This is a genomic window from Vibrio breoganii (assembly GCF_001677275.1).
Lineage (GTDB): Bacteria > Pseudomonadota > Gammaproteobacteria > Enterobacterales > Vibrionaceae > Vibrio > Vibrio breoganii.
Window position 1 is genome coordinate 1,066,293 of record NZ_CP016177.1, and the last position, 26,260, is coordinate 1,092,552.

General features: G+C 46.7%; 21 protein-coding genes. 12 read left to right on the forward strand and 9 right to left on the reverse strand.

The features are described 5' to 3' along the window. The 3 genes from lpoB to A6E01_RS04985 all read left to right on the forward strand — a co-directional run bounded on the left by lpoB (nt 1) and on the right by A6E01_RS04985 (nt 3,033). Nucleotides 1-591, forward strand: a complete 591-nt coding sequence (lpoB, locus tag A6E01_RS04975; RefSeq protein WP_017029724.1) for a penicillin-binding protein activator LpoB — start codon at nt 1-3, stop codon at nt 589-591. A gap of 235 nt (nt 592-826) precedes the next feature. Further along, the gene (gene ycfP / locus A6E01_RS04980; RefSeq protein WP_017029725.1) at nt 827-1,366 is read left to right on the forward strand and encodes an alpha/beta hydrolase YcfP; all 540 of its coding nucleotides are present in this window, start codon (nt 827-829) and stop codon (nt 1,364-1,366) included. Nucleotides 1,367-1,743: 377 nt separating this feature from the next. Next, on the forward strand, nt 1,744-3,033 hold the full coding sequence (locus A6E01_RS04985) for an NAD(P)/FAD-dependent oxidoreductase (RefSeq protein ID WP_065209714.1): 1,290 nt from the start codon (nt 1,744-1,746) through the stop codon (nt 3,031-3,033). Between the two features lie 73 nt (nt 3,034-3,106). Here A6E01_RS04985 and A6E01_RS04990 read toward each other — a convergent pair whose 3' ends face one another. Continuing rightward, complete coding sequence (locus A6E01_RS04990; RefSeq protein WP_065209715.1) at nt 3,107-3,916, reverse strand: peptidoglycan binding protein CsiV; 810 nt, start codon at nt 3,914-3,916, stop codon at nt 3,107-3,109. Nucleotides 3,917-4,083: 167 nt separating this feature from the next. Beyond that, nucleotides 4,084-7,539 carry a transcription-repair coupling factor gene (mfd, locus tag A6E01_RS04995; protein ID WP_065209716.1) on the reverse strand — a complete coding sequence of 1,152 codons (3,456 nt, stop codon included), beginning with the start codon at nt 7,537-7,539 and terminating at the stop codon, nt 4,084-4,086. A 227-nt stretch (nt 7,540-7,766) separates the two neighbouring features. On the opposite strand from mfd, the gene lolC reads away from it, so the two are divergent. From lolC to lolE, 3 genes are read left to right on the forward strand one after another with little or no spacing between them, the layout of a single operon-like run. Next, nucleotides 7,767-8,975: a lipoprotein-releasing ABC transporter permease subunit LolC gene (gene lolC / locus A6E01_RS05000; protein ID WP_026012923.1), complete on the forward strand. Its 1,209-nt coding sequence runs from the start codon at nt 7,767-7,769 to the stop codon at nt 8,973-8,975. Continuing rightward, nucleotides 8,968-9,663 carry a lipoprotein-releasing ABC transporter ATP-binding protein LolD gene (gene lolD, locus A6E01_RS05005; protein ID WP_017029731.1) on the forward strand — a complete coding sequence of 232 codons (696 nt, stop codon included), beginning with the start codon at nt 8,968-8,970 and terminating at the stop codon, nt 9,661-9,663. The genes lolC and lolD overlap by 8 nt, the downstream gene beginning before the upstream one ends. After that, complete coding sequence (lolE, locus tag A6E01_RS05010) at nt 9,660-10,904, forward strand: lipoprotein-releasing ABC transporter permease subunit LolE (RefSeq protein ID WP_017030890.1); 1,245 nt, start codon at nt 9,660-9,662, stop codon at nt 10,902-10,904. Before lolD ends, lolE begins: the two co-directional genes overlap by 4 nt. Before the next feature lie 103 nt (nt 10,905-11,007). Here lolE and A6E01_RS05015 read toward each other — a convergent pair whose 3' ends face one another. After that, nucleotides 11,008-11,553 carry a DUF2062 domain-containing protein gene (locus tag A6E01_RS05015; protein WP_017243895.1) on the reverse strand — a complete coding sequence of 182 codons (546 nt, stop codon included), beginning with the start codon at nt 11,551-11,553 and terminating at the stop codon, nt 11,008-11,010. An 8-nt stretch (nt 11,554-11,561) separates the two neighbouring features. Here A6E01_RS05015 and A6E01_RS05020 point away from each other — a divergent pair, with 8 nt between their 5' ends. The 5 genes from A6E01_RS05020 to kdsB are packed head-to-tail and all read left to right on the forward strand — an operon-like array spanning nt 11,562 to nt 17,559. Beyond that, the gene (locus tag A6E01_RS05020; RefSeq protein ID WP_237334499.1) at nt 11,562-13,859 is read left to right on the forward strand and encodes a DNA internalization-related competence protein ComEC/Rec2; all 2,298 of its coding nucleotides are present in this window, start codon (nt 11,562-11,564) and stop codon (nt 13,857-13,859) included. A 32-nt stretch (nt 13,860-13,891) separates the two neighbouring features. Beyond that, nucleotides 13,892-15,640 carry a lipid A ABC transporter ATP-binding protein/permease MsbA gene (msbA, locus tag A6E01_RS05025; RefSeq protein ID WP_065209717.1) on the forward strand — a complete coding sequence of 583 codons (1,749 nt, stop codon included), beginning with the start codon at nt 13,892-13,894 and terminating at the stop codon, nt 15,638-15,640. Between the two features lie 3 nt (nt 15,641-15,643). After that, on the forward strand, nt 15,644-16,642 hold the full coding sequence (gene lpxK / locus A6E01_RS05030; RefSeq protein WP_026012922.1) for a tetraacyldisaccharide 4'-kinase: 999 nt from the start codon (nt 15,644-15,646) through the stop codon (nt 16,640-16,642). Then, nucleotides 16,632-16,811, forward strand: coding sequence for a Trm112 family protein (locus tag A6E01_RS05035; protein ID WP_017029737.1), 180 nt, complete (start codon nt 16,632-16,634; stop codon nt 16,809-16,811). The genes lpxK and A6E01_RS05035 overlap by 11 nt, the downstream gene beginning before the upstream one ends. Before the next feature lies 1 nt (nt 16,812). Continuing rightward, nucleotides 16,813-17,559, forward strand: a complete 747-nt coding sequence (kdsB, locus tag A6E01_RS05040) for a 3-deoxy-manno-octulosonate cytidylyltransferase (protein ID WP_065209718.1) — start codon at nt 16,813-16,815, stop codon at nt 17,557-17,559. A gap of 183 nt (nt 17,560-17,742) precedes the next feature. Here the strand turns inward: kdsB and A6E01_RS05045 are convergent, their stop codons facing one another. The 3 genes from A6E01_RS05045 to A6E01_RS05055 form a co-directional block, all read right to left on the reverse strand. After that, a complete protein-coding gene (locus tag A6E01_RS05045; protein ID WP_065209719.1) occupies nt 17,743-19,269 on the reverse strand; it encodes a SpoVR family protein in 1,527 nt (508 codons plus the stop codon). Between the two features lie 23 nt (nt 19,270-19,292). Beyond that, nucleotides 19,293-20,564 carry a YeaH/YhbH family protein gene (locus tag A6E01_RS05050; RefSeq protein ID WP_017030375.1) on the reverse strand — a complete coding sequence of 424 codons (1,272 nt, stop codon included), beginning with the start codon at nt 20,562-20,564 and terminating at the stop codon, nt 19,293-19,295. A 187-nt stretch (nt 20,565-20,751) separates the two neighbouring features. Beyond that, on the reverse strand, nt 20,752-22,686 hold the full coding sequence (locus tag A6E01_RS05055; protein WP_065209720.1) for a PrkA family serine protein kinase: 1,935 nt from the start codon (nt 22,684-22,686) through the stop codon (nt 20,752-20,754). Nucleotides 22,687-22,891: 205 nt separating this feature from the next. Here A6E01_RS05055 and A6E01_RS05060 point away from each other — a divergent pair, with 205 nt between their 5' ends. Next, a complete protein-coding gene (locus tag A6E01_RS05060) occupies nt 22,892-23,635 on the forward strand; it encodes a MipA/OmpV family protein (RefSeq protein ID WP_065209721.1) in 744 nt (247 codons plus the stop codon). A gap of 74 nt (nt 23,636-23,709) precedes the next feature. On the opposite strand, the gene A6E01_RS05065 is transcribed toward A6E01_RS05060, so the two are convergent. The 3 genes from A6E01_RS05065 to A6E01_RS05075 all read right to left on the reverse strand — a co-directional run bounded on the left by A6E01_RS05065 (nt 23,710) and on the right by A6E01_RS05075 (nt 26,151). Further along, nucleotides 23,710-24,210 carry a YfbU family protein gene (locus tag A6E01_RS05065; RefSeq protein WP_017030372.1) on the reverse strand — a complete coding sequence of 167 codons (501 nt, stop codon included), beginning with the start codon at nt 24,208-24,210 and terminating at the stop codon, nt 23,710-23,712. 62 nt (nt 24,211-24,272) lie between these two features. Next, on the reverse strand, nt 24,273-25,007 hold the full coding sequence (gene pflA / locus A6E01_RS05070; RefSeq protein ID WP_017030881.1) for a pyruvate formate lyase 1-activating protein: 735 nt from the start codon (nt 25,005-25,007) through the stop codon (nt 24,273-24,275). A gap of 130 nt (nt 25,008-25,137) precedes the next feature. Beyond that, nucleotides 25,138-26,151, reverse strand: coding sequence for a lipid A deacylase LpxR family protein (locus A6E01_RS05075; RefSeq protein ID WP_017030370.1), 1,014 nt, complete (start codon nt 26,149-26,151; stop codon nt 25,138-25,140). Nucleotides 26,152-26,260 lie beyond the last annotated feature (109 nt).

A 26,260-nucleotide genomic window follows, 5' to 3' on the forward strand; every position in this document is an offset into this window, starting at 1 on the left:
ATGAAAAAAAGTGTAGTTGCGTTATTAGGCCTAGCTGTCATTCTTGGTGGCTGTTCAAACAAGGTAAACTATGGTGACGCGCAAGCTGTAGAAACCACTACGGTTGATTTTGGGTCTACGGATCTGCAAAAGATTGCAGGTGAAATGGTAGATAGCATGCTCAACTCAGGTTCAGTAGCAGCGATTACTAAAGATCAGCGTCCGATTGTGTTTGTAGAGCGTATTAAAAACAAAACCAGTGAACACATTGATACCGAATCTATTACCGATTCTGTCAGCACTAAAATGCTGAACTCGGGTAAGTTCCGCTTCGTGGATATGGACCGTGTTGAGTCTGTGCGTAAGCAGCTTAACTTCCAGAACAATGATGAGCTTGTCGATCAAAGCAGCGCCATACAATTCGGTAAGATGGTGGGTGCGCAGTACATGCTGTACGGCAACCTATCAAGTATTGTAAAAGATGCGGGTAGTGACAAAGATGTGTACTACAAGATGACGATGCGTTTGATGGATCTAGAAACCGGCTTGATAGAGTGGGCTGACGAAACTGAGATTCGTAAACAACAGTCTAAGAGCTTGTTCGGACTGTAATTTAGTCAAAACGTTAGAGGCCAGCAATTTGCTGGCCTTTTTTATTTTTCACGGCTCGGTTTGTGGTTATCAATAATTTCTTCAATACTTGATGTGGCTCAAGAAATGACGGCAACAATTTCTCTTCGATAACTTCTTATTGGCTGAATACGTGTTAGATTTAAATGAGTAGTGACTATTTTCGGCAGACATAATTTCTCAACCACTGGCTGTCAGCATTTACAAGGAAGGCTCCATGATTATCTATCTTCACGGCTTTGATTCAACTAGCCCAGGTAACCACGAGAAGGTACTGCAACTTCAGTTTATCGACGAAGACGTACGTTTTATCAACTACAGTACGTTGCATCCTAAGCATGATATGGCGCACCTTCTAAAAGAAGTACACAAAGCCATTGAGTCATCAAAGGATAAGAATCCGATTATCTGCGGTGTAGGCTTAGGTGGGTATTGGTCAGAGCGTCTTGGCTTCTTGTGCGGTATTAAGCAGGTGATATTTAATCCTAATTTGCATCCTGAGCGCACCATGCAAGGCCGAATTGACCGCCCAGAAGAATACGATGATATTGCGACTAAGTGTGTAGAGCAGTATCGAATCAAAAACAAAGAGCGCTGCATGGTGATACTGTCGAAGCATGATGAGATTCATGACAACACAGTGACGGCTGATGCGCTGGAAGATTACTACCAGATTATTTGGGATGAGCATGAGACACACAAGTTCAAGAAGATCTCTCAGCATCTGCAAACCATTAAAGCATTTAAGAATGCTTAGAGGTAAAAGCCTAACAAGCCAATGATATCCGAGGACGACGATTATCAATTGCATGAACATATCAACAAGGCCTGCTTATGCAGGTCTTTTTTTATCCAGATCGTGTGTAATTCGCGCTCTTTTGAGCAAGATAATCTCAATTTCATTACAGTAATTGGGGTTATTTGCAGATTGTTGGTTGCTCAGTTAGTCGATTTGGATATAATGCGATTAAAAATAAATTGATTTAGATCAAAAAAAATTGAGAGGCGAGAATAGAATCGCCCTATAAAACTTAACGTGAACAACAGTGTCTACTGATACTCAATCAAATTCTCACAGGTACGCATAAGCGGGCCTGAAATCAAAAATTATCATTTGTATCAAGGAGTGTTGAAATGACACGAATCATTATTGTAGGCGGCGGCGCTGGTGGATTAGAACTAGCGACCAAAATGGGTCACAAGTTTAGACGCAACGAAAACACCAGTGTGACCTTAGTTGACCGTAAAGCGAGTCACCTTTGGAAACCTCTGCTACACGAAGTAGCAACAGGCTCTCTGGATGCGGGTGTGGATGCTCTAAGCTACCGTGCTCACGCCAAGAACCATGGCTTCGACTTCCAAATGGGCAGCCTTTGCGACATCGATCGTGAACGTAAGGTGATCATTCTTGAAGAACTAAAAGATGCCAACGGCGAACTATTGATCCCTAAACGTGAAATTGAGTTCGACTACCTAGTAATGGCGATTGGCTCAACCTCAAACGATTTCAATACTCCAGGCGTACGTGACAACTGTATCTTCCTAGACAGCCCTGAGCAGGCGCACCGTTTCCGTGAAGAGATGAACAATCAGTTCCTTAAGCTTCACGCACAATCAGGACAAGGACAGGTTGATATTGCCATCGTTGGCGCAGGCGCTACCGGCGTTGAGCTTTCAGCTGAGCTGCACAACGCGGTGAAAGAGCTGCGTAACTATGGCTTCGGCGACCTGGATTCAAGTAAGCTAAACGTAAGCCTTGTAGAAGCGGGTGAGCGTATCTTGCCTGCTCTACCTCCACGTATCTCTCAATCGGCTCACCAAGAGCTGACTAAGCTCGGTGTGAACGTTCGTACGGCAACTATGGTGACACTGGCTGATGAATCTGGCCTGACAACCAAAGATGGCGAAAAGATCCCGGCACAGATCATGGTATGGGCTGCCGGTATCAAGGCTCCTGACTTTATTAAAGATATCGCAGGCCTAGAAACAAACCGTATTAACCAGCTAGTGGTTAAAGATACGCTGCAAACGACTCGCGATGATAATATCTTCGTTATTGGCGACCTTGCTCAGTGCACGCAAAAAGACGGTAAGTTTGTGCCACCTCGTGCGCAGGCGGCTCACCAGATGTCTAGCCATGCATTCCGCAATATCTTAGCGATGATGAACAACAAGGCGCTTTCGGCTTACGAATACAAAGACCATGGTTCATTGGTATCACTGAGCCGCTTCTCTACCGTAGGTAGCTTGATGGGTAACCTAACCAAGGGTTCTATGATGGTTGAGGGTCGCATTGCTCGCGTAGTGTACATCTCTCTATATCGTATGCACCAAATGGCGCTGCACGGCATGTTTAAAACAGGCTTGATGATGTTGGTAGGGCGCATTAACCGAGCGCTACGTCCAAACCTGAAGTTGCACTAATCGTTAGTTAACGCATAAATGCAAAAAAGGGGAGTTGGCTTAGCCAACTCCCCTTTTTTAATATCGATTGGTATCAATCTTCAACTCTTCGTACCTGAATAATCATGCCCATAAGAGGGTGATCTAGGTAGTGCGTTTCGCTACTGCGCATACGACGCTTTTGTTCCATACGGTAGCTCTTCAAGAACTGCTCTTCCACTTTTTCAGGAGAGACTTCCTGTAGATTACCCGCCTGCACATTGCTGTTTTCGGCTTCGGTATCTGCTAACACAGCAAAGTTTTCGCTGTCCTTAAGCTCATCCGGTGCTTTCTCAGTAAAGGTAACGCTGCGAACACCCGGTTCGCGAAGATCTAATTCTGTTTCTACAAATAGGTAGTGCTGAACATAAACCTGAATCGCGCCGTCTAGTTCATACAGAGGCTGAGCAATGGTTTTCTCTTGGATATCGTCGCCCATACCCGCGTCACTGCTTTGAGAGCCAATCTTTGAGCCATCAGCGTTAAAGGTTTTAGAGTAGTCTTTACCTGCCTGGATATGGAACTTAGGCGCGCTTGCTCGACCTTGATCCCCTTGACGCCATGCGGTATGTAGTAACACCTCAAAGCCTGCGTGTTCTTTCAGCACGTCTCGCTCTTTAAGAAGCTTGTAGTTATCGTAAGAAAGCATCTGTGCTCCCTTCTTTTTACGATAAGCGTGATTGTTGAACGGTTCTACCCCTTCCATGTTGATCTGAGTTAGCTCATTTGGCCATGATTCAGGGGTTTTTTCAGGGTCGATCGAACGCTTGAATATCAGGACTTCAATGTCAAATTCTCTCTGTTGTGCTTGTGCGAGTGTAGGAATCAGCAGCAGCATCATCAATAGAGGAATAATTTTTTTCATTCTGGCTCCATGGCTTGTCAAAAGGCCGTTTATCTTTATGAATACTATGAGATTATTCTTATCTTCATACTAAAATCAATTGTGAGTAAAGTCGTCACGAAAGGGAAGTTTACCCTAGTTTTAGGCAGTATAGCAGATCTCATTTTATTGCTATGACTGCCAAGTCTTTACGCCACTCTATTTTGTGCAAAATCTTCGATTAATTGCTTAACGTAAGAGACGCGATCTCTGCGGTCGACCAAGCTTTGCATAAATTTAATCTTAGTCGGCCCGTCCATTGCAAACTTGTTGGGTTGTGACTGCAATAGCTTAACCAAATACATCGGGTTTATGTCAGCGTCCGGATAGAACTCGATGTAGCCCCCTTTCTCATGAGCTTCGACTTTGTCTACCTTAATGGCCGCCGCTGCAAGTTTTATCTCAGAGACTTGTAGCAGGTTCTTCGTGGCATCTGGAAGTGGGCCGAAGCGGTCTATGAGTTCGACCTTCATCTCGGTAAGTTGGTTATCGTTAGCCACGCTGGCAATACGTTTATAAAGCGACAGGCGAGTATTTATATCTGGGATATAGTCATCCGGTAATAATGCGGGCAATCGCAGTTCTACCTCGGTTTGCTCACGCAGTAGGTCGTCCAGTGATGGCTCTTTACCTTCTTTCAATGCTTCAACCGCTTGCTCTAGCATCTCCATATACAAGGTGAAGCCAATAGAGTGGATCTGGCCACTTTGCTCATCACCCAACAATTCGCCAGCGCCACGTATTTCAAGGTCGTGCGTAGCAAGGGTGAAGCCTGCGCCCAAGTCCTCAAGAGAGGCAATGGCCTCAAGACGCTTGGCTGCATCCTTAGTGACGGCTTTAGGGTGCGGGGTAAGCAAGTAAGCATAGGCTTGGTGGTGCGAGCGACCCACACGTCCGCGTAATTGGTGAAGCTGGGCTAAACCTAGATTGTCTGCACGATTCATGATGATGGTATTGGCCGTTGGTACATCAATACCGGTTTCAATGATGGTGGTACACACCAATAGGTTAAAGCGCTGGTGGTAGAAATCGTTCATTACCGATTCCAGTTCGCGCTCTCGCATCTGACCGTGTGCGGTAGTAATGCGGGCCTCGGGTATTAGCTTTTCAAGGTCTTGCGCTACCTTATGGATGGTGTCCACTTGATTGTGCAAGAAATACACTTGGCCACCGCGCATGATCTCACGCAAAACGGCTTCGCGAACTATGGCGTCGTCACTTTGACGAACAAAGGTTTTGATTGCTAAGCGGCGAGCTGGTGGTGTGGCGATGATAGAGAGGTCGCGCATGCCACTCATTGCCATATTCAGCGTTCGCGGTATTGGGGTCGCGGTCAGCGTTAGGATATCGACATCAGCACGCATCGCCTTCATCTTCTCTTTTTGTCTTACGCCAAATCTGTGCTCTTCATCGACAATTAATAAACCAAGATCGGCAAACTTGATGTCATCTTGCAGGAGTTTGTGAGTGCCAACAATAATATCGACCTTACCTTCAGCCACATCAGCCAGAATTTGTTTCTGCTCTTTGGCACTCTTGAATCGGGATAATACCTCTACACGAACCGGCAGGTTGGCAAAGCGGTCTCGAAAGTTTTCAAAATGCTGCTGAGCGAGCAGGGTAGTTGGCACAAGTACCGCCACTTGCTTGGCATTATCGGTGGACACGAACGCGGCGCGCATGGCGACTTCCGTTTTACCAAAGCCAACATCACCACACACCAATCTGTCCATGGCTTTGGCTTGGCACATATCTGAGAGAACGGAGTTGATAGCTTGAGCTTGGTCATCGGTTTCTTCAAATGGGAAACCCGCCTTAAATTGGGCGTATTGCTCTCTATCTAACTGAAACTTATAGCCCGGTTTAAGTTCACGCTTGGCGTACACATCCAGAAGTTCAGCAGCCACATCGCGCACTCGCTCTGCCGCTTTACGGCGAGCCTTACCCCATGATTCACTGCCAAGTTTGTGCAGTGGCGCGGTATCTTCTGCGCCACCAGAGTAACGGCTAATGAGATTGAGTGAAGAAACCGGAACATACAGCTTGGATTCGTTCAGGTACTCAAGAGTCACGTATTCGGTTTTGATGCCACCAGCCTCTAGGGTTTGCAGACCAAGATAGCGACCAATACCATGGTCTAAATGCACAACTGGCTGGCCGGGTTTAAGCTCGGCTAGGTGGCGGATAACCGTATCGCTATTGACCGCTCGTTTATCTTTTTTGCGCCTTTGAATCACGCGATCGCCAAGTAAATCACTCTCACAAATCAGCGCAAAATCAGGGCCTTCATGAATGAAGCCATGCTCTGAGGCGCCAAGGACGAGAGTGAACTTATCATTACCAGAAAGGGCATCTTCAAGACTAGGCACCGCTTTTGGCGCAATCTTGACAGGGCTTAGTAGCTCTAACAAAGCCTCGCGACGGCCTTCAGACTCAACAGAAAAAACTATCTTGCCGGTATAGCCTTCGCTGAACTGACGCAGAGCCGACATTGGCTCTTTGGTTTGCGGAGCTGCGGCAAGCGCCGGTAGCGGCTCTATGTCTAGGTTGAAGCGACCTGCTTTGGTATCAGTGCTCTCTTTATTGAGCTTAACCTGTGGCCATTGCTTAATAGCGGCAAATAGCTCGTCCTTCTTCATCCAAAGCTCTGTGGGTTCTAGCAGTGGACGCAGCGGATCTACACGTCGCTGATCAAAACGATAATCAACGTCGGTAAGGAATGTATCTATTGCCGGTTCTATTTCACCTACAGAGAGCAGTAAGGTGTTTTGTGGCAGATAGTCGAACAGGGTTTCTGTGTTCTCAAAAAACAGTGGTTGCCAGTACTCAATCCCTGCGGGCCAAGTGCCCTTTGACACTTGCATATAAACCGACTCGGGCTCGCGTCTTGCATCGAACTTTTGTCTCCAACGAATACGGAAGTCTTCAATGGCCTCTTCATTGGTGGGAAATTCATGGGCAGGTAACAGTCTAATCTCATCGATATCGGCAATAGAGCGCTGATTCTCAGGATCAAAGGTGCGAATGGTGTCGATCTCGTCGTCGAAAAAGTCAACGCGATACGGGTCAGAGCTTCCCATAGGGAACAGGTCTAAGATAGAACCACGACTGGCGTATTCACCGGGACCAAATACTTGGTCAACGTTTCGATAGCCTGACTTTTCAAGTTGCATCCTGAGCTTATCTAGAGAGAAGAGGTCGCCCGCTTTCACCATCAAGGTGTGCTGTAGGAGAAACTCTCTTGGAGACTGCCTCTGCAATAGAGTGCTAATGGGAACAATGATGATGCCATGGTCAAGGGTCGGCAGTTGGTACAGGGTAGAAATGCGGTCGGAAATAATATCTTGGTGAGGAGAAAAACTGTCATAGGGCAGTGTTTCCCAATCCGGGAACAAGGAAACAGGCGCAGAGCTAAATTGCTCCAATTCCATCTGCAATTTTAGTGCTGTCTGCGGGTCACTCACGATTAACAGCGTTGGTCCTTGGTGTTGTTTGTTCAACTGAGCTACAGCGATAGCTAATGACGCACCTTGTAGGTTGCCTAGCTGTTTTCTATCGCCAGCGGTGGACGCAATCGGTAGAGCAAAAAGCGAGTGGTTATCCATAAGAGTGTGAGTTTCCAAGATAAATTGATCAGCATGTAATGTATCTGATTATCGTAAACCCAGACGGGTTTATCTATCAATAAGTGGTCAAAATTGGCGGATAGTTGATGTGATTGCTCAATTATTGGCTTTTTGTGGAAGTTTCCAAATAAAAACAGGGGCAAACACTACTCGAAAAGGCGATTAGTGGTTACATTAAGGGCATTGTACTCATTTTTCGGTTGGTTATGTTTCGACCCGTTTCGCTTTATATTGGCCTGCGTTATCTCAGAGGACGTTCGGGAGATCGATTTAGTCGATTTGTTTCCTACATGTCTACCGCAGGCATCACCATAGGTGTGTTGTCTCTCGTCACCGTAATGTCTGTGATGAACGGTTTTGAAAGCCAGCTTAAGGGACGTATTCTTGGAGTGCTGCCTCAAGCTATCGTGGGTGATGTGTCCGGAAAAACCCCACTGACCGAACAGCCCCCGCAATTTATTACCTCTCTTCCTCATGTTATCGAAAGCGTTCCGATTGTATCGAGTGAAGCGGTATTACAAAGCCCCGCACAGCTTACTGCCGGTCAATTGATCGGTATTGAGGGAGATGCAGATGAGCCTTTGCGTCAATTTATGCTGTCGGGAAGTGTGGACTCTTTGCAGCAAGGAAAATACCGAATCATCATAGGTCATACCCTGGCGCGTAAGCTAAAGGTAAATCAAGGCGATAAAGTGCGCCTTATGGTTACCAGTGCCAGTCAATATTCTCCCCTTGGGCGCATTCCTAGCCAGAGAAACTTTACCGTATCGGGCATATTTAACACAGGCTCCGATGTGGACGCTCAGCTTATGGTGACCAATATTGAAGATGCCGGTCGCTTATTACGAATGAATAAAGAGCAGGTTTCGGGTTGGAGGCTCTATCTTGATGATCCCTTTGCCGTAAGCACTCTCGCAGCAATGCCACTGGAAGAGGGCTGGGCTTGGCAAGATTGGCGCGCACAACGGGGCGAGCTATTTCAGGCGGTTAAGATGGAGAAAAACATGATGGGCCTTATGCTGGGTCTTATCGTGGGTGTGGCAGCATTTAACATTATCTCTGCGCTGATTATGGTGGTTATGGAGAAGCAATCTGAAGTGGCCATTCTAAAAACACAAGGAATGACCAAGCAACAAGTGATGGCCTTGTTTGTGGTGCAGGGCGCAAGCAGTGGCGTGGTTGGCGCTGTGTTTGGTGGCTTGCTCGGCGTTCTGCTGTCAAATAATTTGAATTTAATACTGCAAGCCATGGGGGCATCCCTTTATGCCTATGGTGGACAACTGCCTGTGTTAATTGAGTACGGTCAAGTACTCCTAGTGGTTGGATTAGCTGTGTGTTTGAGCATAGTGGCAACCCTTTACCCTTCCTACCGAGCTGCATCCGTTAAACCCGCTGAGGCGTTAAGATATGAGTAATTTACTAGAGTGTCAGAACCTAAAGAAAACCTACACCGAGGGCAGCGTTGATACGCAAGTGCTTAGAGGTGTGAGCTTTACGGTGGGACACGGCGAGCTGGTCTCAATTATCGGAAGCTCAGGCTCGGGCAAGAGTACCCTACTGCATATATTGGGCGCATTGGATGATGCGACGGTGGGAGACGTGCAATTTAACGGGCAAGATTTAGGCGCACTCTCAAGTAACCAGCAAGCGAAACTGCGCAACCAACACTTAGGCTTTGTGTATCAATTCCATCATCTATTAGCAGATTTCTCTGCGGTAGAAAACGTGGCAATGCCTCTGTTGATTGGCGGTGAAAAGCCAGCTAAAGCTAAGCAAGCGGCGAGGGAATTGCTAACTCGCGTTGGTTTAGAGCATCGTTTGGAGCATCGCCCGTCAGAACTGTCTGGCGGAGAGCGTCAGCGTGTGGCTATCGCGAGAGCTTTGGTGAATAAACCCTCTTTGGTGTTAGCCGATGAGCCTACAGGTAACCTAGACCACACTACTGCTCTAGGTATCTATGACTTGATGCGAGAGCTGAACCAGAAATCAGGCACAGCCTTTTTAGTGGTGACTCATGATGGTGAACTGGCCTCTAAGATGGACAGACAAATGCATATGCAAGACGGCCTTTTGGTTCAAGTTGAAGAAGAGGTTGCCCAGTGATCAACTCTTTATCACTGTTTATTGGTGGGCGCTTCAGTCGGGCCAAGCAGCGGAACAAGATGGTGTCCTTTATTTCCCTTTCATCCACCTTGGGGATCATGGTGGGGGTTGCGGTGATCATTATCGGCCTATCTGCGATGAACGGCTTTGAAAGAGAGCTAGAGAATAGAGTGTTATCGGTTGTTCCCCATGGCGACTTTTCCGCGGTGAACAAACCAATTCAAGATTGGCCTCAGCTGGTAGAACATATCAACAAGCAACCGCAGGCGGTCGCTGCTGCGCCTTTTGTGAAGTTCACTGCATTGGCGGAGCGTGGTACACATCTTAAAGCAATCCAAGTGAAGGGCGTAAATGCGGCACTGGAAAGTGAAGTATCTAGCCTATCTCAGTTTGTGCAGGGGGATGCTTGGCAAAACTTTGCTCCGGGATCAAATCAGGTGGTGTTGGGCAAAGGCGTTGCTGATCAGCTAGGCGTTGACGTCGGTGATGGCATTTCTCTCATGATCCCTGTGGCATCGAAAAACGGTCGAACACAAGCACCAAAACGTGTTCGCCTAAAAGTCAGTGGCATTTTCTCGCTCGGCGGACAACTGGATCATGCCTTAGCGATGGTTCCACTTGAAGATGCTCAGTCTTATCTTGGCCTTGGTGATACCGTGAGTGGTATTTCAGTGAAGACGACCAGCGTATTTGATGCTCCAGACTTGATGAGAACGCTAGGCAGTAGCCTGCCAGTTTATGTGTATATCAATAGCTGGAAGCAAGAGTTTGGCTACATTCATCGAGATATTCAGATGGTTCGCACCATCATGTATTTGGTTATGGTATTGGTCATTGGGGTTGCTTGCTTCAACATCGTTTCTACCTTGATGATGGCTGTGAAAGATCGCTCTGCGGAAGTGGCTATCTTGCGCACTATGGGGGCTCAAGACTCTTTGATTAAGGCTATTTTCATGTGGCAAGGCGTGTTGTCAGGGGTTATGGGGGCGGTAGCAGGGAGTGTGCTCGGGTTACTGGTGGCGCTAAACCTGACTACACTGATCCAACTGGTTGAGAAGATCATTGGGCACAAGTTCTTATCGGGTGACGTGTATTTTGTAAACTTCCTGCCGTCCGAAGTTAACCCAATGGATGTGTTGATTGTCTCCGGGACAGCAATTCTTTTGAGCTTGGTAGCGACTTGGTTCCCAGCAAGTAAGGCAAGCAAATTGAACCCCGCGACGGTGCTGAGCGCCAAATAGCACTCTTACCAATTGGTATGAATAAAGAATTAAAAAAGCGTTGCTCAGTGAGCAACGCTTTTTTTGTGTCTAGGATTTTTGTGCTGGGGCTTTGTTGTGAGAGTTAGTTTGTGTCTTTCTTGGCAAAAGGGTTTAGCTTGAGTTTCAGTTTTCGCTTTTGCCAGCTGCGCACCACGGAATATCGCCATAGCGCACGAATACCGAAGTAGCCCATTGCAGAGAAGATGACCGCACAGATGGCACAGCCAAGCAGGAACGGTGGTCCGATAGTGGACATCTGAGAGACTAAGTAGTCCCAAGATAATTCAAAATGAAACGCCTGTGCAGGCAGGTGCATTACCCAAGCACCAAGCTTATAGGCCAGATAGAACATAATTGGCATGGTGACAGGGTTACTGATCCATACCAAGGCTACCGAGAGCGGCAGGTTGACGCCAAACATGATTGCAAGCCCTGCTGCCATAATCATTTGGCTAGGAAGGGGAACAAAACACATGAAAAGGCCGACAGCAAAGGCTCCTGATGCGGAGCGTCGATTCAAAACCCACAAGTTTGGGTTGTAGAGAACATTTCCAAATATTCTAAGCGCTTTTTGACGTTTAATCAGTTCATGGTCCGGCATGAAGCGTTGAATAAATTTTCTAGGCATGAGGGAATATGGCTCTCTTACTAGGTAACTGGAATCTTATTTCATTCTCAGCGACGATTGTCGCAGCAATGTATTGGCACACTCTTCCTGATTTGAGGTGGCTTGTTCCGATACTTGCCATAGTGTTGCTCTGTTGCCGATTTAAAGTACTAAGGATAGCACTCGGGGTCTCGTTGGCATCAGTGGTTAGTCTAGTACAGAGTCATGTTTTTGTAAGAGACGTCAACACCTTATTCGATTGCGCTGAGAATATTACCATAAATGTTGAGTTGCACAGCACATTTAGATCAAATCTTTATTTTTCAAATTCGGTAGTTAACCTAGATCAAATTCATGGTTGTGATGCCAACTATTCTGGCTTGCTGTTGCTTAAAGTCCCCTTAGATTTGGCGCAAAATATAAAACTAGGGGAGACGTGGCGTGTAGAGGCTGAGATAAAGCCCATTTACGGCCTGCTCAATGAAGCAGGCTTTGATGCTGAGCGCTTTTATTTTGGGCAGCGAGTCATAGCTCAAGCTAGGGTGCATAAATTACTTCAGCGGATTGAGAAGGCAGACCTAAGAGGCCGCTGGTATAACGAGGTTTACCTGCAAACGGCGCAATTGGAATCTCGACCATTAATCTTAGCTCTGCTGTTTGGGGAACGCTCTCTTATTGAGAATCAGCAATGGAGTCACCTAAAACGAACCGGAATTGCCCACTTGATTGCAATTTCTGGATTACATATAGGGCTCGCCTATATGGTGGGCTGGTGGATAGGGCATATCTTACGCATTGTTATCCCCACTTGGCTTTGGCTACCTGTTTTGTCTGCTGTGGGCATGGCAACCCTTTATGCGTGGCTTGCTGGGTTTAGCTTACCCACCCAACGCGCCTTGGTGATGTGCCTCATTGCCGCTACAGCCCTGTTTCTTGGGATTCGCCTAAGTCGCTGGCGAATATTGTGGCTGACCCTGGCAATAGTGCTAACCCTGTCACCCATGTCAGCGGTAACTTCCAGTCTTTGGCTCAGCGTTGGAGCCGTCATTATTATTTTTCTGGCTATTGGGCCAAATCAAAGCCGTCTCGAAAAGCAAAACCCCGAACCGCGAGTTGGCAAAGCAGAAAAGAAACAGAGCAAGATATACATCAAGAAACTGTACACCTGGTTTCGAATTCAGCTCTATCTCAGTTTAGGACTAGCGCCCATATCGGCTTGGTTGTTGGGCGGGGTTGCTTGGCTCTCTATCTTGTTCAATGCCATCGCTATTCCTCTGGTTTCACTGTTTGTGGTTCCGCTATTGCTTGCCGGTATCTTGTTAAATCCCGTATCTGAGTCATTAGGTTTTGGCTTGTTTCAATTGTCCGATATGGGTTTGAGTCTGCTGGCAGACCTAATTTCGAAGACACAGGCCTATTCGAACCTATGGTTTCAAGCCTCACAGATGCAAATTTTGGGGTTAGTCTTGTTATTCGCTCTCATCTGCGTAAGAAAGCGCTGGCTGGTTTTCATGCTATGTATTGGTGGACTATGTGTCGCGATGGTTGGGTTAGAAAACAATGATACGAAATGGCGCCTTGATGTACTGGATGTCGGTCATGGTTTAGCCGTGCTGATAGAGTCAGATGAGCGCACCATTCTCTATGATACGGGAGCGGGGTGGGATGAGGGCAGCATAGCGCAGATGGTCGTAGAGCCGGTAATTGTGCAGCGCGGTACTGGCATTGATGCTCTTTTTATTAGCCATTGGGACAATGACCATCAAGGTGGCATGAACTACCTTATTGCGCGCTTTTTACCTAGGTATGTTTTTACTCCGCAACAAGACATCAAGACACTACCTTGCATGCAAGGGCAGTTCTGGTGGTGGCAAGGATTGCAGTTTGAAATAGTTTGGCCTCCGAAGACCGTATCTAGAGCCTATAACCCTCACTCGTGCGTCATGCGGATCTCTGATGGGACTCATTCGGTGTTATTGACCGGAGATATTGATGCAATTTCAGAGTATCAATTGGTTGATGCCGTTGCTCAATCTGACGTGATTATCGTGCCTCATCACGGCAGCAGTACCTCTTCAACTCAGGTATTGGTCGATAAAGTTGATGCAAATATCGCCATAGCCTCCACGTCGAAGCAGGGGCGTTGGTCGCTTCCTAACCAAATAGTGGTGGATAGATATCGCCAATCTGGGTCTCGATGGCTGAATACGGGTACCGATGGGCAGGTATCTGTACGTTTTTTGAGTGATGAGGTGAAGGTTATGACTCTGCGCAACCCACAAACTGCTGCTTGGTATAGGCAGATTTTGCGGAAGGGAGTAGAATAACTATTAACTGAATAAAAAATAAAGCAATTCTTATGACACAACTTGAAGATGAGTCTACGTGGAAAACCTTTAAACGCCTGTGGAAATACATTCGTTTATACAAGCTAGGACTCTTCGTTGCAGCGTTCGCCCTGATTATCAATGCGGCTGCAGATACCTACATGATTTCCCTATTAAAGCCACTGCTTGATGAAGGCTTTGGCGATGTAGAATCCAATTTCCTTAAAATCTTACCTATGATCATCCTAGGTATGATTGTGGTGCGTGGTCTCTCCGGATTCGTATCCACCTATTGCTTGAGTTGGGTGTCAGGCAATGTGGTTATGTTGATGCGACGCGCTATCTTTAACCACTTCATGCACATGCCTGTTCCCTTCTTTGATAGAGAGTCTACCGGTGGTTTGCTGTCTCGCATTACCTACGACAGTGAGCAGGTTGCGGCCGCCACCAGTAAAGCCTTAGTTAACCTAGTGAGAGAGGGCGCAAGCATTATCGGCTTGCTTACCTTAATGTTCTGGAACAGCTGGCAGCTCTCTTTGGTCCTTCTTGTTGTAGCGCCCGTTGTCGCCTTCGCTATTCGCGTAGTTTCAAAGCGTTTTCGTAAGATCAGTAAGAACATGCAAACGGCAATGGGACAGGTAACGTCTTCCGCCGAGCAGATGCTTAAAGGCCATAAAGTGGTTTTGAGCTATGGTGGTCAAGAAGTTGAAAGTGGTCGCTTTGATCAAGTTAGTAATAAAATGCGCCAACAAACGATGAAAATGGTGACAGCGCAAGCTGCTGCAAACCCCATTGTTCAGTTGATTGCTTCCTTTGCTCTTGTGACAGTGCTGTATTTGGCAAGTTTTGAGCAAGTGAGAGCAGACCTTACTCCGGGTGCATTTACGGTTATCTTCTCTGCTATGTTTGGCATGATGCGACCGCTAAAATCATTGACTAACGTGACTTCTGAGTTCCAGCGCGGTATGGCTGCAGCCCATACCTTGTTCACTTTAATGGATTTAGACACTGAGAAAGATACCGGCGAGAAAGAGATTAAGCGTGCCAAGGGCGTGGTTGAGGTTAAGGATGTGACCTTTACTTATCACGGTAAAGATAGGCCAGCGCTCTCTCACATTGATTTTACTATTCCACAAGGTAAGACCGTCGCTCTAGTGGGGCGCTCAGGTTCTGGCAAGAGTACCATTGCTAACTTATTTACTCGTTTTTATGAGGTAGATGGCGGGGAGATTTGCCTTGATGGTGAGAACATTAACGACTACAAACTGACAAATTTGCGAGAGCAATTTGGTCTAGTTTCGCAAAATGTTCACCTGTTCAACGATACTATTGCCAACAACATAGCGTATGCCGCTGAGGGTGAATTCACCCGTGAGCAAATAGAGCATGCAGCTAAGTTAGCTCACGCAACTGAATTCACTCAAAATATGCCTGATGGTCTAGATACCATGATTGGTGAAAATGGTGCGAGTTTATCCGGTGGTCAACGTCAAAGGGTTGCTATAGCTCGTGCGCTGCTGCGTGACGCTCCAGTATTGATCCTAGATGAGGCAACCTCCGCGCTTGATACCGAGTCAGAGAGAGCCATTCAGGCCGCACTGGATGAACTACAGAAAGATAAAACAGTACTCGTGATTGCGCACCGTTTGTCCACGATCGAAAATGCAGACGAGATATTGGTGGTGGACGACGGCGAGATTATTGAGCGCGGTACTCATGCTGAATTGATTGCCAAGGGCGAGGCCTATGCGCAGTTGCATAAAATACAGTTCGGTGACTAGTTAGTGATACATCTACTCTGGTTTAGCTCGAGCCCTATGCGATGGTTGTTTTGGCCACTTTTGTGGCCTTTAAGTCAGCTTTTTAAGGTGATTAGCCAAGGGCGTAGGCGTGATTATCTGCAAGGAAAGAAGCCTAGCTACCGTGCACCTGTTCCTGTCGTTGTGGTGGGAAACATCACAGCGGGTGGCAACGGCAAAACACCTGTAGTTGTGTGGTTGGTTGAAAGCTTGCAGGCTCAGGGCTTGACTGTCGGTGTGGTTTCCAGAGGGTATGGCGCCAAGGCTCCAAACTACCCCTTGCTAGTAGGTCAGGATACACCAACCAAACATTGTGGTGATGAGCCAAAGCTAATTGCTCAGCGCACCGGGGCGATTGTGGTAGTTGACCCAGTACGCTCGAATGCGGTTAAGCACCTGCTACAGAATGACGTGGATATTGTGGTTACAGATGATGGACTGCAACATTACGCCCTACAGCGTGATATAGAGTTTATTGTTATCGACGGTAAGCGTCGGTTTGGTAACGAGCACTTGATTCCTCTAGGGCCCCTTAGAGAGAAGATGAGCCGTCTCCAAACGGTGGACTTTCGCATTACCAATGGCGGAGACGCTCAGCCTGACGAAATTGGCATGACGTTGCAACCGTCACTGGCGGTAAATCTTGTAACTGGAGAGAAAAAGTCTGTTGATCAGTTGGGAGCACTTACCGCTATAGCCGGTATTGGCCACCCTCCACGGTTCTTTGATACCCTAGAGTCAATGCAGGCCAACGTAATCACGACCAAAGGGTTTGCTGACCATAAGGCGTTGCTAAAGGCGGATATTACGCCGTTAATTGCCGATGGCCATCAGCTAATAATGACAGAAAAAGATGCGGTTAAATGCCGTGACTTTGCAGATGATAATTGGTGGTATCTACCTGTATCAGCACAGATTAGTGATGATAACCGCCATAAAATAATGAATAGAATTCAAGAGGTTTTAAAGGAATATGGATCATAGATTGTTAGAGATCGTTGCATGCCCAGTATGCAAAGGAAAGCTGACTTTTGATAAGGAGAAGCAAGAGCTAGTGTGTAAATTGGATCGTCTTGCTTATCCAATCAAAGAGGGAATTCCTGTACTCCTTGAGCCTGAAGCTCGCTCAATTTCAATGGACGAGGGACGCTAAGATGTCATTTACCGTCATCATTCCTGCTCGATATCAATCAACGCGCTTGCCAGGCAAACCACTGGCGGATATCTGCGGAAAACCAATGATCGAGCACGTGTATCGACAGGCGATTCAGGCCGGTGCTGAACAGGTGATTATTGCCACCGACGACCAGCGTGTCGCGGATGTGGCGACTGAGTTTGGTGGTACGGTTTGCATGACCTCACCTGACCACGAATCGGGCACTGAGCGCTTAGCGGAAGTTGTGGAAAAAATGGGAATTGCACCGGACCATATTGTGGTGAATGTGCAAGGAGACGAGCCCTTAATTCCACCAGTGGTGATTGCTCAGGTAGCAGATAATCTGGCTGCTTCTACTGCGCCAATGGCGACACTTGGGGTTGCTATTGAGGATGCAGAAGAAGCCTTCAACCCTAATGCGGTGAAGGTGGTGACAGATAACCAAGGCTATGCACTCTACTTTAGCCGTGCAACCATTCCTTGGGACAGGGACCAGTTTGCTGATGATAAATCTCAGCTAAACCAACCCCTAATGCGTCACATTGGCATCTATGCTTATCGCGCTGGCTTTATCAGCAAATATATCAACTGGGCACCTTCAGCCCTTGAAAAGATAGAGAGCCTAGAGCAGTTACGAGTGCTTTGGTACGGAGAAAAGATCCATGTCGCTCTGGCCAAACAAACTCCACCACCGGGTGTCGATACGCCAGAAGACCTAGAAGCAGTAAGAGCGCTGTTAAGCTAGGTTGTTGTTGAATATAGAAAAAGGAAACAGCAAGCTGTTTCCTTTTTTCGTTTTTAGCGTTGTAATAATTTCTAGCTTCTAGCTTCTAGCTTCTAGCTTCTAGCTTCTAGCTATAATCTTGTAGCTTGTAGCTTGTAGCTTGTAGCTTGTAGCTTGTAGCTTGTAGCTTGTAGCTTCTAGTTCCTAGATACTCTTCCCATAATCAGTGCGCTTTGGGCAGGAGGCGAGGACGTCTCTGTGACCGGACTCTTTAAGCTCTTCTAGAATGACATCAAAGCCCCACAGTCGATACAGATGCTTGAGAACATCGTCGTAGCTCTTGTCTAGGGGAATGCGTTGATGAGGGATGTGTTGCAAGGTTAAAGAGCGATCACCGCGCACATCGACATTCCATACCTGAATATTGGGCTCCAGGTTGCTTAGGTTGTACTGAGCCGCTAGCTTTTCTCTGATTTCTTTGTAACCCATTTCATCGTGGATGGCATCAATCTCGATATAGTTCTTCCTATCATCGTCTTTGATGGCAAAGAACTTAAATTCGCGAATAAGCTTTGGAGACAAATACTGGCTAATAAAGCTCTCATCCTTGAAGTTCTGCATCGCAAAATGCACTGCCTCTAACCAGTCACTGCCTGCTAAATCTGGGAACCACTCCCTGTCTTCGTCTGTGGGCTCTTCACAGATGCGACGGATGTCTTGGAACATGGCAAAGCCTAAGGCATAAGGGTTAATACCACTAAAGTATTGGCTATTGTAGGCTGGCTGGGCAACAACGCTGGTATGGCTGTGCAAGAACTCCAACATGAATTTATCGGAGACCAACCCTTCGTCATACAGGTGATTGAGAATACTGTAGTGCCAGAATGTCGCCCAACCTTCGTTCATTACTTGGGTTTGCTTCTGCGGATAGAAGTATTGGCTGACCTTGCGCACGATGCGCACGATTTCACGCTGCCATGACTCTAACAAGGGAGCGTGCTTCTCAATAAAATACAGGATGTTTTCTTGTGGCTCTGAGGGGAAGCGCTTCTTCTCAATCTCAGCGCTGTCAGCGGACTTTGGAACGGTCCTCCACAGTTCGTTGACCTGTGATTGCAGATACTGCTCGCGCTCTTGCTGCCTTATCGTCTCTTCGGCGATGGAGATCTTCTCAGGGCGCTTATACCTATCAACACCATAATTCATTAATGCGTGACAAGAGTCGAGTAGCTTTTCTACCTCATCAACGCCGTATTTCTCTTCACAGTTGCTGATATAGTTTCGAGCAAAAATAAGGTAATCGATGATTGAACTGGCGTCAGTCCAAGTCTTGAATAGGTAGTTGCCCTTGAAAAAAGAGTTGTGGCCATAGCTTGCGTGGGCCATAACCAGAGCCTGCATAGTGACAGTGTTTTCTTCCATTAAGTAGGCAATACAGGGATCAGAGTTGATGACGATCTCGTAGGCAAGCCCCATCTGACCATGCTTGTAGTTTTGTTCGGTCTGTATAAATTTCTTACCAAACGACCAGTGATGGTAGTTAATCGGCATGCCGATACTGGAATAGGCATCCATCATCTGCTCGGCAGTAATGACCTCAATTTGATTGGGATAGGTATCTAGCTTGTAGTGTTTAGCTACACGCTTTATTTGCTGGTGGTACTCTTCCAGCAAATTGAAGGTCCAATCGGGACCGTCAGGCAATGTTTTGGATTTAACTTCTGCTGTCATAGCGCATCCTTACTCGTATTCCCTTAGCTATGTTCCTTCTGGAACAGCTCCCTAAATACAGGGAAGATATCTTCCACCGCTCGGATATTTTTCATGGCAAAATTATCAAACTGGGACTCTAGCTTTTCGTACTCATGCCACAAGGTTTGATGACTTCGGCGCGTGATCTCTATGTATGAGTAGTACTGGCAAATGGGCAATAGGGCTTCAGTGAGCAACTTCTTACACCTTGGAGAATCATCAGCCCAGTTATCGCCATCGGAGGCTTGTGCCGCGTAGATATTCCACTGATTGGTGGGGTAGCGTTCTTTGACAATCTCATCCATCAGTTTCAACGCACTGGAGACAATGGTTCCACCGGTTTCTTGCGAATAGAAAAACTCGTGCTCATCCACCTCTTTGGCCTGAGTATGATGACGTATAAACACCACTTCTACGTTCTCATAGGTGCGATTAAGGAACATATACAAGAGGACATAAAAGCGCTTAGCAATGTCCTTGGTGGCTTGATCCATTGAGCCGGATACATCCATTAAGCAGAACATTACCGCCTGGCTGGATGGAATAGGGCGTTTTTCATAGTTTTTGAAGCGCAGGTCGAAGGTGTCAATAAAGGGCACACGTCTCATTTGAGCGCGGATCTCTTCTATCTCTTCCTTAATGCTTTTTTCTTGCAGTGGTTTTGCTGGCTCGCAACTTTTTAGGGAAGTCAGTTCATCTTCTAACTCACGGAGTTTACGCTTCTTACCTGCAGACATTGCAGTGCGTCGAGCCAGAGATTGTTGTAGCGAGCGAACGACGGCTATGTTGGAAGGAATGCCTGCTGTTTGGTAACCCGCTCGATGGGTTTTCCATTCAGTGATGCGGTTAACTTGGTTTTTCTTAAGGTTTGGAAGCGCGAGATCTTCGAACAGAATGTCTAGATACTCGTCTTTTGATATCTGGAATATAAATTCATCTTGGCCTTCGCCGTCGGGGCTAGCGTCTCCGTCACCAGAGCCCCCTTGACCACCGCCACCTGGAGGGCGTTCTATCTTGTCACCGCGGATAAATTGATCGTTACCTGGATGAACACGTTCGCGATGCCCACCTTGACCTTGATGAAAGGCAGGTTCGGTAATGTCACTTTTAGGGAGGGTAATATCCTCGCCGTTATCGGTATCCGTAATCGAGCGACGATTTACCGCATCAGAAACGGCTTCTTTAATTTTTTGCTTATGTCGGCGAATAAAGCGCTGTCGATTAACAGTGCTTTTATTCTTGCCATTCAGCCTTCGGTCAATAAATTGAGCCATGCGCCACCTCAATAAGTCCTACATGGTGATACTCGTATAACCCACTGTTGAGTCGACATTACGAGTCGAGTCATACGCGTATGATCCTTGCGCCACAACCTAAGTTGCATCAATGCCCTCAACTGCTCAGATGCAAGAAAGAGGGCATAGTGTCCAGTGAGTGACAGGGTTAACGTCACTCTGTCTATTAAGAAGACTTACGTACTCGCAAGTACCATTCAGATAGCAAGCGAACTTGCTTCTCTGTGTAGCCTTTTTCCATCATGCGATTAACAAAGTCGTCGTGTTTCTTCTGATCCTCAGTAGAGGTTTTTGCATTAAACGAGATAACAGGGAGTAGCTCTTCCGTATTCGAGAACATTTTCTTCTCGATAACAGTGCGAAGTTTCTCGTAACTTGTCCAAACAGGGTTAGTGCCACCATTGTTGGCGCGAGCCCTTAGAACAAAGTTCACGATTTCGTTTCGGAAGTCTTTCGGGTTACTGATACCCGCTGTTTTCTCAATTTTTTCTAGTTCTCCATTAAGCGATGAGCGGTCAAATAGCTGCCCTGTCTCAGGGTCGCGATACTCTTGGTCTTGAATCCAGAAGTCAGCGTAGGTGACGTAGCGATCAAAGATGTTCTGTCCATATTCAGAGTAGGATTCTAGGTAAGCCGTTTGGATCTCTTTACCAATAAACTCAACATATCGAGGTACTAAGAAGCCTTTCAAGAACTCAAGATAACGCTCTGCTTGCTCTTGAGGGAACTGCTCTCTTTCTACTTGTTGCTCAATGACATAGAAGAGGTGCACAGGGTTTGCGGCAACCTCAGTCTGGTCAAAGTTAAACACTCGAGACAGGATCTTAAAGGCGAAACGGGTAGAAAGCCCTGCCATCCCCTCATCGACTCCTGCAAAATCTTTGTACTCTTGGTGACTCTTCGCTTTAGGATCCGTGTCTTTTAATGTCTCACCATCATAGACGCGCATTTTACTAAACACAGAAGAGTTCTCTGGGTCTTTCAGGCGAGAAAGGATGCTAAATTGTGCCAGCATATCTAGGGTGCTAGGCGCACAAGGCGCATTAGTTAACTCACTGTTTTTCAGGAGTTTCTCGTAGATTTTGACTTCTTCAGAGACTCGCAAGCAGTACGGGACCTTTACGATGTAAACGCGGTCAAGGAATGCCTCATTGTTCTTGTTGTTGCGGAATGTGGTCCACTCGGATTCATTGGAGTGAGCCAAAATCATGCCATCAAATGGCAGTGCTGATAGTCCTTCCGTACCGTTAAAGTTGCCTTCCTGAGTTGCGGTTAGCAGTGGATGTAGAACCTTGATAGGTGCCTTGAACATCTCCACAAATTCCATCAAGCCTTGGTTGGCCTTACATAGTGCGCCAGAGTAGCTGTAGGCATCTGGGTCATCTTGAGAGAAGTGTTCAAGTTTGCGAATATCAACCTTACCCACAAGAGACGAGATGTCTTGGTTGTTTTCATCACCGGGTTCGGTTTTCGCCACACCAATTTGGTCTAAAATTGAAGGGCGTAACTTGATGACTTTAAATTTCGATATATCACCACCAAATTCGTGCAGACGTTTTGCTGCCCAAGGTGACATGATGGAACGTAGGTAGCGTTTATCTATGCCATATTCACTACGCAGTATTTCGGCGTCTTCAGATGGGTCGAATAGGCAGAATGGATGGTCGTTGACTGGGCTGCGTTCCCCATCGGCGGACAACACATAAATAGGTGCTTGTTGCATGAGCGCTTTTAACTTCTCGGCCAGCGATGATTTACCACCACCAACAGGGCCAAGTAGGTACAAAATTTGCTTCTTCTCTTCTAAGCCTTGCGCTGCATGCTTAAGATAAGAGACGATCTGCTCGATGGCATCTTCCATGCCATAAAAGCCTTTAAAGGTTTTATACCTTGCTATGACGCGGTTTGAAAAAATGCGACTTAAGCGAGGATCCAGAGCAGTATCAATCAGTTCCGGTTCGCCAATAGCATGCAAAAGACGCTCAGCAGAGTTTGCATATGCCATTTTGTCTTCGCGACACAATGACAAAAACTCCTGAATCGAGAGCTCTTCTTCCTTTGCAGCTTCGTATCTGTGCTGAAAATGTTCAAAAATACTCATAACAAAAATCCCCTTTAAAATGTTACAAGACCCAAGCCAATCGTTACGCTTATCCCAACTTTAATCCTAGACATGAAAAAACAGATTTGCTTGAAATATAATAACTTTTTCATTATTTAGCACTAAACCGACTATCAAAATGCGTGTATTATAAGACCTGCAAATAAGCAACAAAATTACAACATTGACGCAAAAGGATTTGCCTTTGAAATGGATTGGATTTTCGGCAGCGCTTCTCGCTTTGTCATCTAGCCCTGCAGTAGCAGGGTGGTCTTTGGGTGTTGGTGCCTCATATTCGCCTGCGGTTTATAAGGATACGCCCTCTAATCAGGTTGTGATTCCTGTTATCGGATATGAAGGAGAGCACCTTTATCTGCGCGGTTTTACCGCTGGATATCGAGTTTGGGAACGCCGTTCCCCGCACAATCTCATCTTTCGTCTAGCCTATGACCCTAGAACCCTGCAACCTTCTGACTCCGATGACCCCATCATTCGCCAAGTGGATAAGCGAAAGAGTACTGGGCTAGGGGGTATCAGTTATCAGTATGCCAACCGCTCTATCGGTCAGATACAGCTCACCATTGCTGGCGACATTGCCGGTGTCCATGATGGGTTATACGCAGAAACGGTGTACAGTGTGCCAATTCGCACCAAGCGCTGGATGCTTACGCCCTCTATCGGTTACTCGTTGAATTCATCAAAGCTGAACAATCATCTGTACGGCGTTTCTCAAGAAGAGGCAGACAGAATTAATGGGTTGGACGAGTTCTCTCCAGATGGAGATGGTCAGTTCTTTTTAGGCTTACGAGGATTGTTTAAGTTTACTGAGCATATCGTTGGAACGGCAGGGCTGCGCTATACCAATCTAGAAGGGGACTTAGAAGACAGTCCTTTGTTGGAAGATACGGATTCATTTTCCGCAAATATAGGGTTGGTTTACGCCTTTTAGAATCTGACAGCTGACAGCTGATAGCTGATAGATGTTATTGAGGCCCTAGGCCCTAGGACCTAGGGCCTCATTTATTATGCGTTAAAGATCTGAGTGATCTCAGTAGCACATAAGTGGTATTGACGTGGGCAGTTGCGCCACGTTGTCAGCATGCGGCGGTACTTGTCTAGCATCGGCATCTGGCTGTTGAAGTGGTGATCCGCTTTGTCGAACTGAGGGTAAAGGCCCTCTGATTCAGTTAGGAAGCGCACGTAGTTTACGATGCTTGCTTCAGTTGCGATATCAAAGCCTAGGAACATAAGGCGACGCTTGTCCACGTTCGCTTGCTCTGCAGTAGCCAGCATGTTGAACGACTCTTGCATCGCGTGGTACATCTCCATGATGTCGATGACTTCACGACATTCGCTCTCGCTGATTGCCCCAAAGTCTTTGTCTAGCTCACGCATTTGCAGACCGTAGCCACGCTCAACGATTTTTTGTAGACGCTCGTACTTGTCTTTGTTTTCTGGAGAAAGCTTAGACATTAGGTAGTATTGGTTCGAAAGGATCAAACGCTGTGCGTTGGTCATTTCCATAGATAGGTTTCCTTAATGAGATCTAAATGTACGTTAGTGCCACTAATTGGCTGAGTACAAAGTTAGTATTTAACGTTGTCGTTGTATTGACTAAGAATACCGACAATCTTGTCCATTGTTTCTTTCGATGGTGGCTCTGTACCCTCTAGAGGGTAATCGTAACCGAGCGCTTCCCATTTGTGCGCCCCGAGCTTGTGGTAGGGTAGTAGCTCTACCTTCTCGATGTTATCCATGTCTTTAATAAATTCGCCAAGCATGTGTGCAGATTCATCATCATCAGTGTAGCCAGGAACGATTACGTAACGAATCCACGTTGTTTGGCCAATTTTGTGTAAGTAACGAGCGAAATCTAGAGTACGTTTATTGGATACACCGATAAAATCTTGGTGGATTTCATCTTTCATGTGCTTGAGATCCAGCATAACAAGATCAGTCGCTTCTAACACTTCATCGACTACATCAGTATGCTTGCGGATATAACCATTGGTATCTAGGCAGGTATGGATGCCTTCAGCTTGCGCTCTGCGGAAAAAGTCACGAACAAACTCAGGTTGAAGCATTGCCTCACCACCTGAACAGGTGACACCGCCGCCAGACGCATTCATAAAGTGACGATATGAGGTTGCCTCTTTGACCAGCTCATCGACGGTAATTTCTTTGCCGTCATGCGTGTCCCATGTATCGCGATTGTGGCAATACATGCAACGCATCAAACAGCCTTGCAAGAACACGATAAAGCGAATGCCCGGGCCGTCAACAGTGCCACAAGACTCAAATGAGTGAATTCTGCCTTTCATAGATTTTCTCTATTCTGATCATTTTGCGAATGTGATAAGTGTATTACAAACAGGGATCATTACCTAGACCAGAGGCCAGATAAAGCCGTGAATATTCATAGATTTTTACGTATTACATTCAAGGCTTAATCTAGAACAAGTAGAACAAGGCAAGTGAACCGTTGGTGTGCACGCCTTTATCATCTTCTTGATAATCTCGACTCTTACTCGAGATGGACAAACTGGCTCCCCAGCCTCGATAAAAGCCAGCTAAACCGACGCTGGCAGTACCTTGTAAATGCTCTACTTCGCTGGCGGTAATGCCGTCATCGGGACGGTCGCCATCGATAGTGATGTCGTTGAAGCGCACTCGTCCTTCGACACCGGCAAACATGTACCAACCGGTTTTATTTCGTACGATCAAGCCTGGGTCTATAGTGGATTCATTGCTCACCTTCGCACTACCAAAGCTCTGATTTAGGCCCGTGCCCCAGCGCCACATTACACCGCCTGCTACCTCACTGCGATAGTTACCACCCAACAATCGACTGGGTACGCTAATCTCATGGGTCGTATTGCCACTCGGTTCGGATTGATACAGTTTATCGGTTCTGTGATAACCAAGGTTTAACACCAATTGATTATCAATTTGGTTGTCCCAGCCCTGAGGATCCTCGGACTTAATGATGCTATGGACAAACTTTTGCGTTTCTTCAGCGTAGGCGTTTGGGCCTACGGTACCGAACATTAGGCTATAGGCACTCACGCTTGAAGGCGAGATAGAGTAGAGCGTGGTTGAAACGTAAAGGAGGCCAGCATAAGGGCGTTCGTCTGGGATCGGATTGGGATCCTCGATATCTTCGGGGGTCCACATTTTCTGCCCAAGCTCGATGCTGTATTTGTGCTTTACGGTACCCGTTGGATCGAATTTAAAGTGAGAGCCAGGAAGAGAGTCAAAAAAACTGTTGGGCTCAATACTAAATTCGCTGGAATAAACTAAGAATAACCCGTTAGAGTAATCTTTATCTGTGGTGACGATACTGTCGTTGTCTATACCGATATAGAAAGAACTATCGGAGGGTTCGGATTCGGCATAAGCGAAACTGGGCGCACATGCAAAGGAGCACGCTAATAACAAACGCGCGTTGGTTGAAAAGTGGGACATACTACTCCGTGTTTGATCTAAACATCCTGTCTCGTGGCTATGAAGCTTATTACAATTTTAGGTAATAAAAAACCCCGCCTAGGCGGGGTTTTCGTTATATCTTGCGACT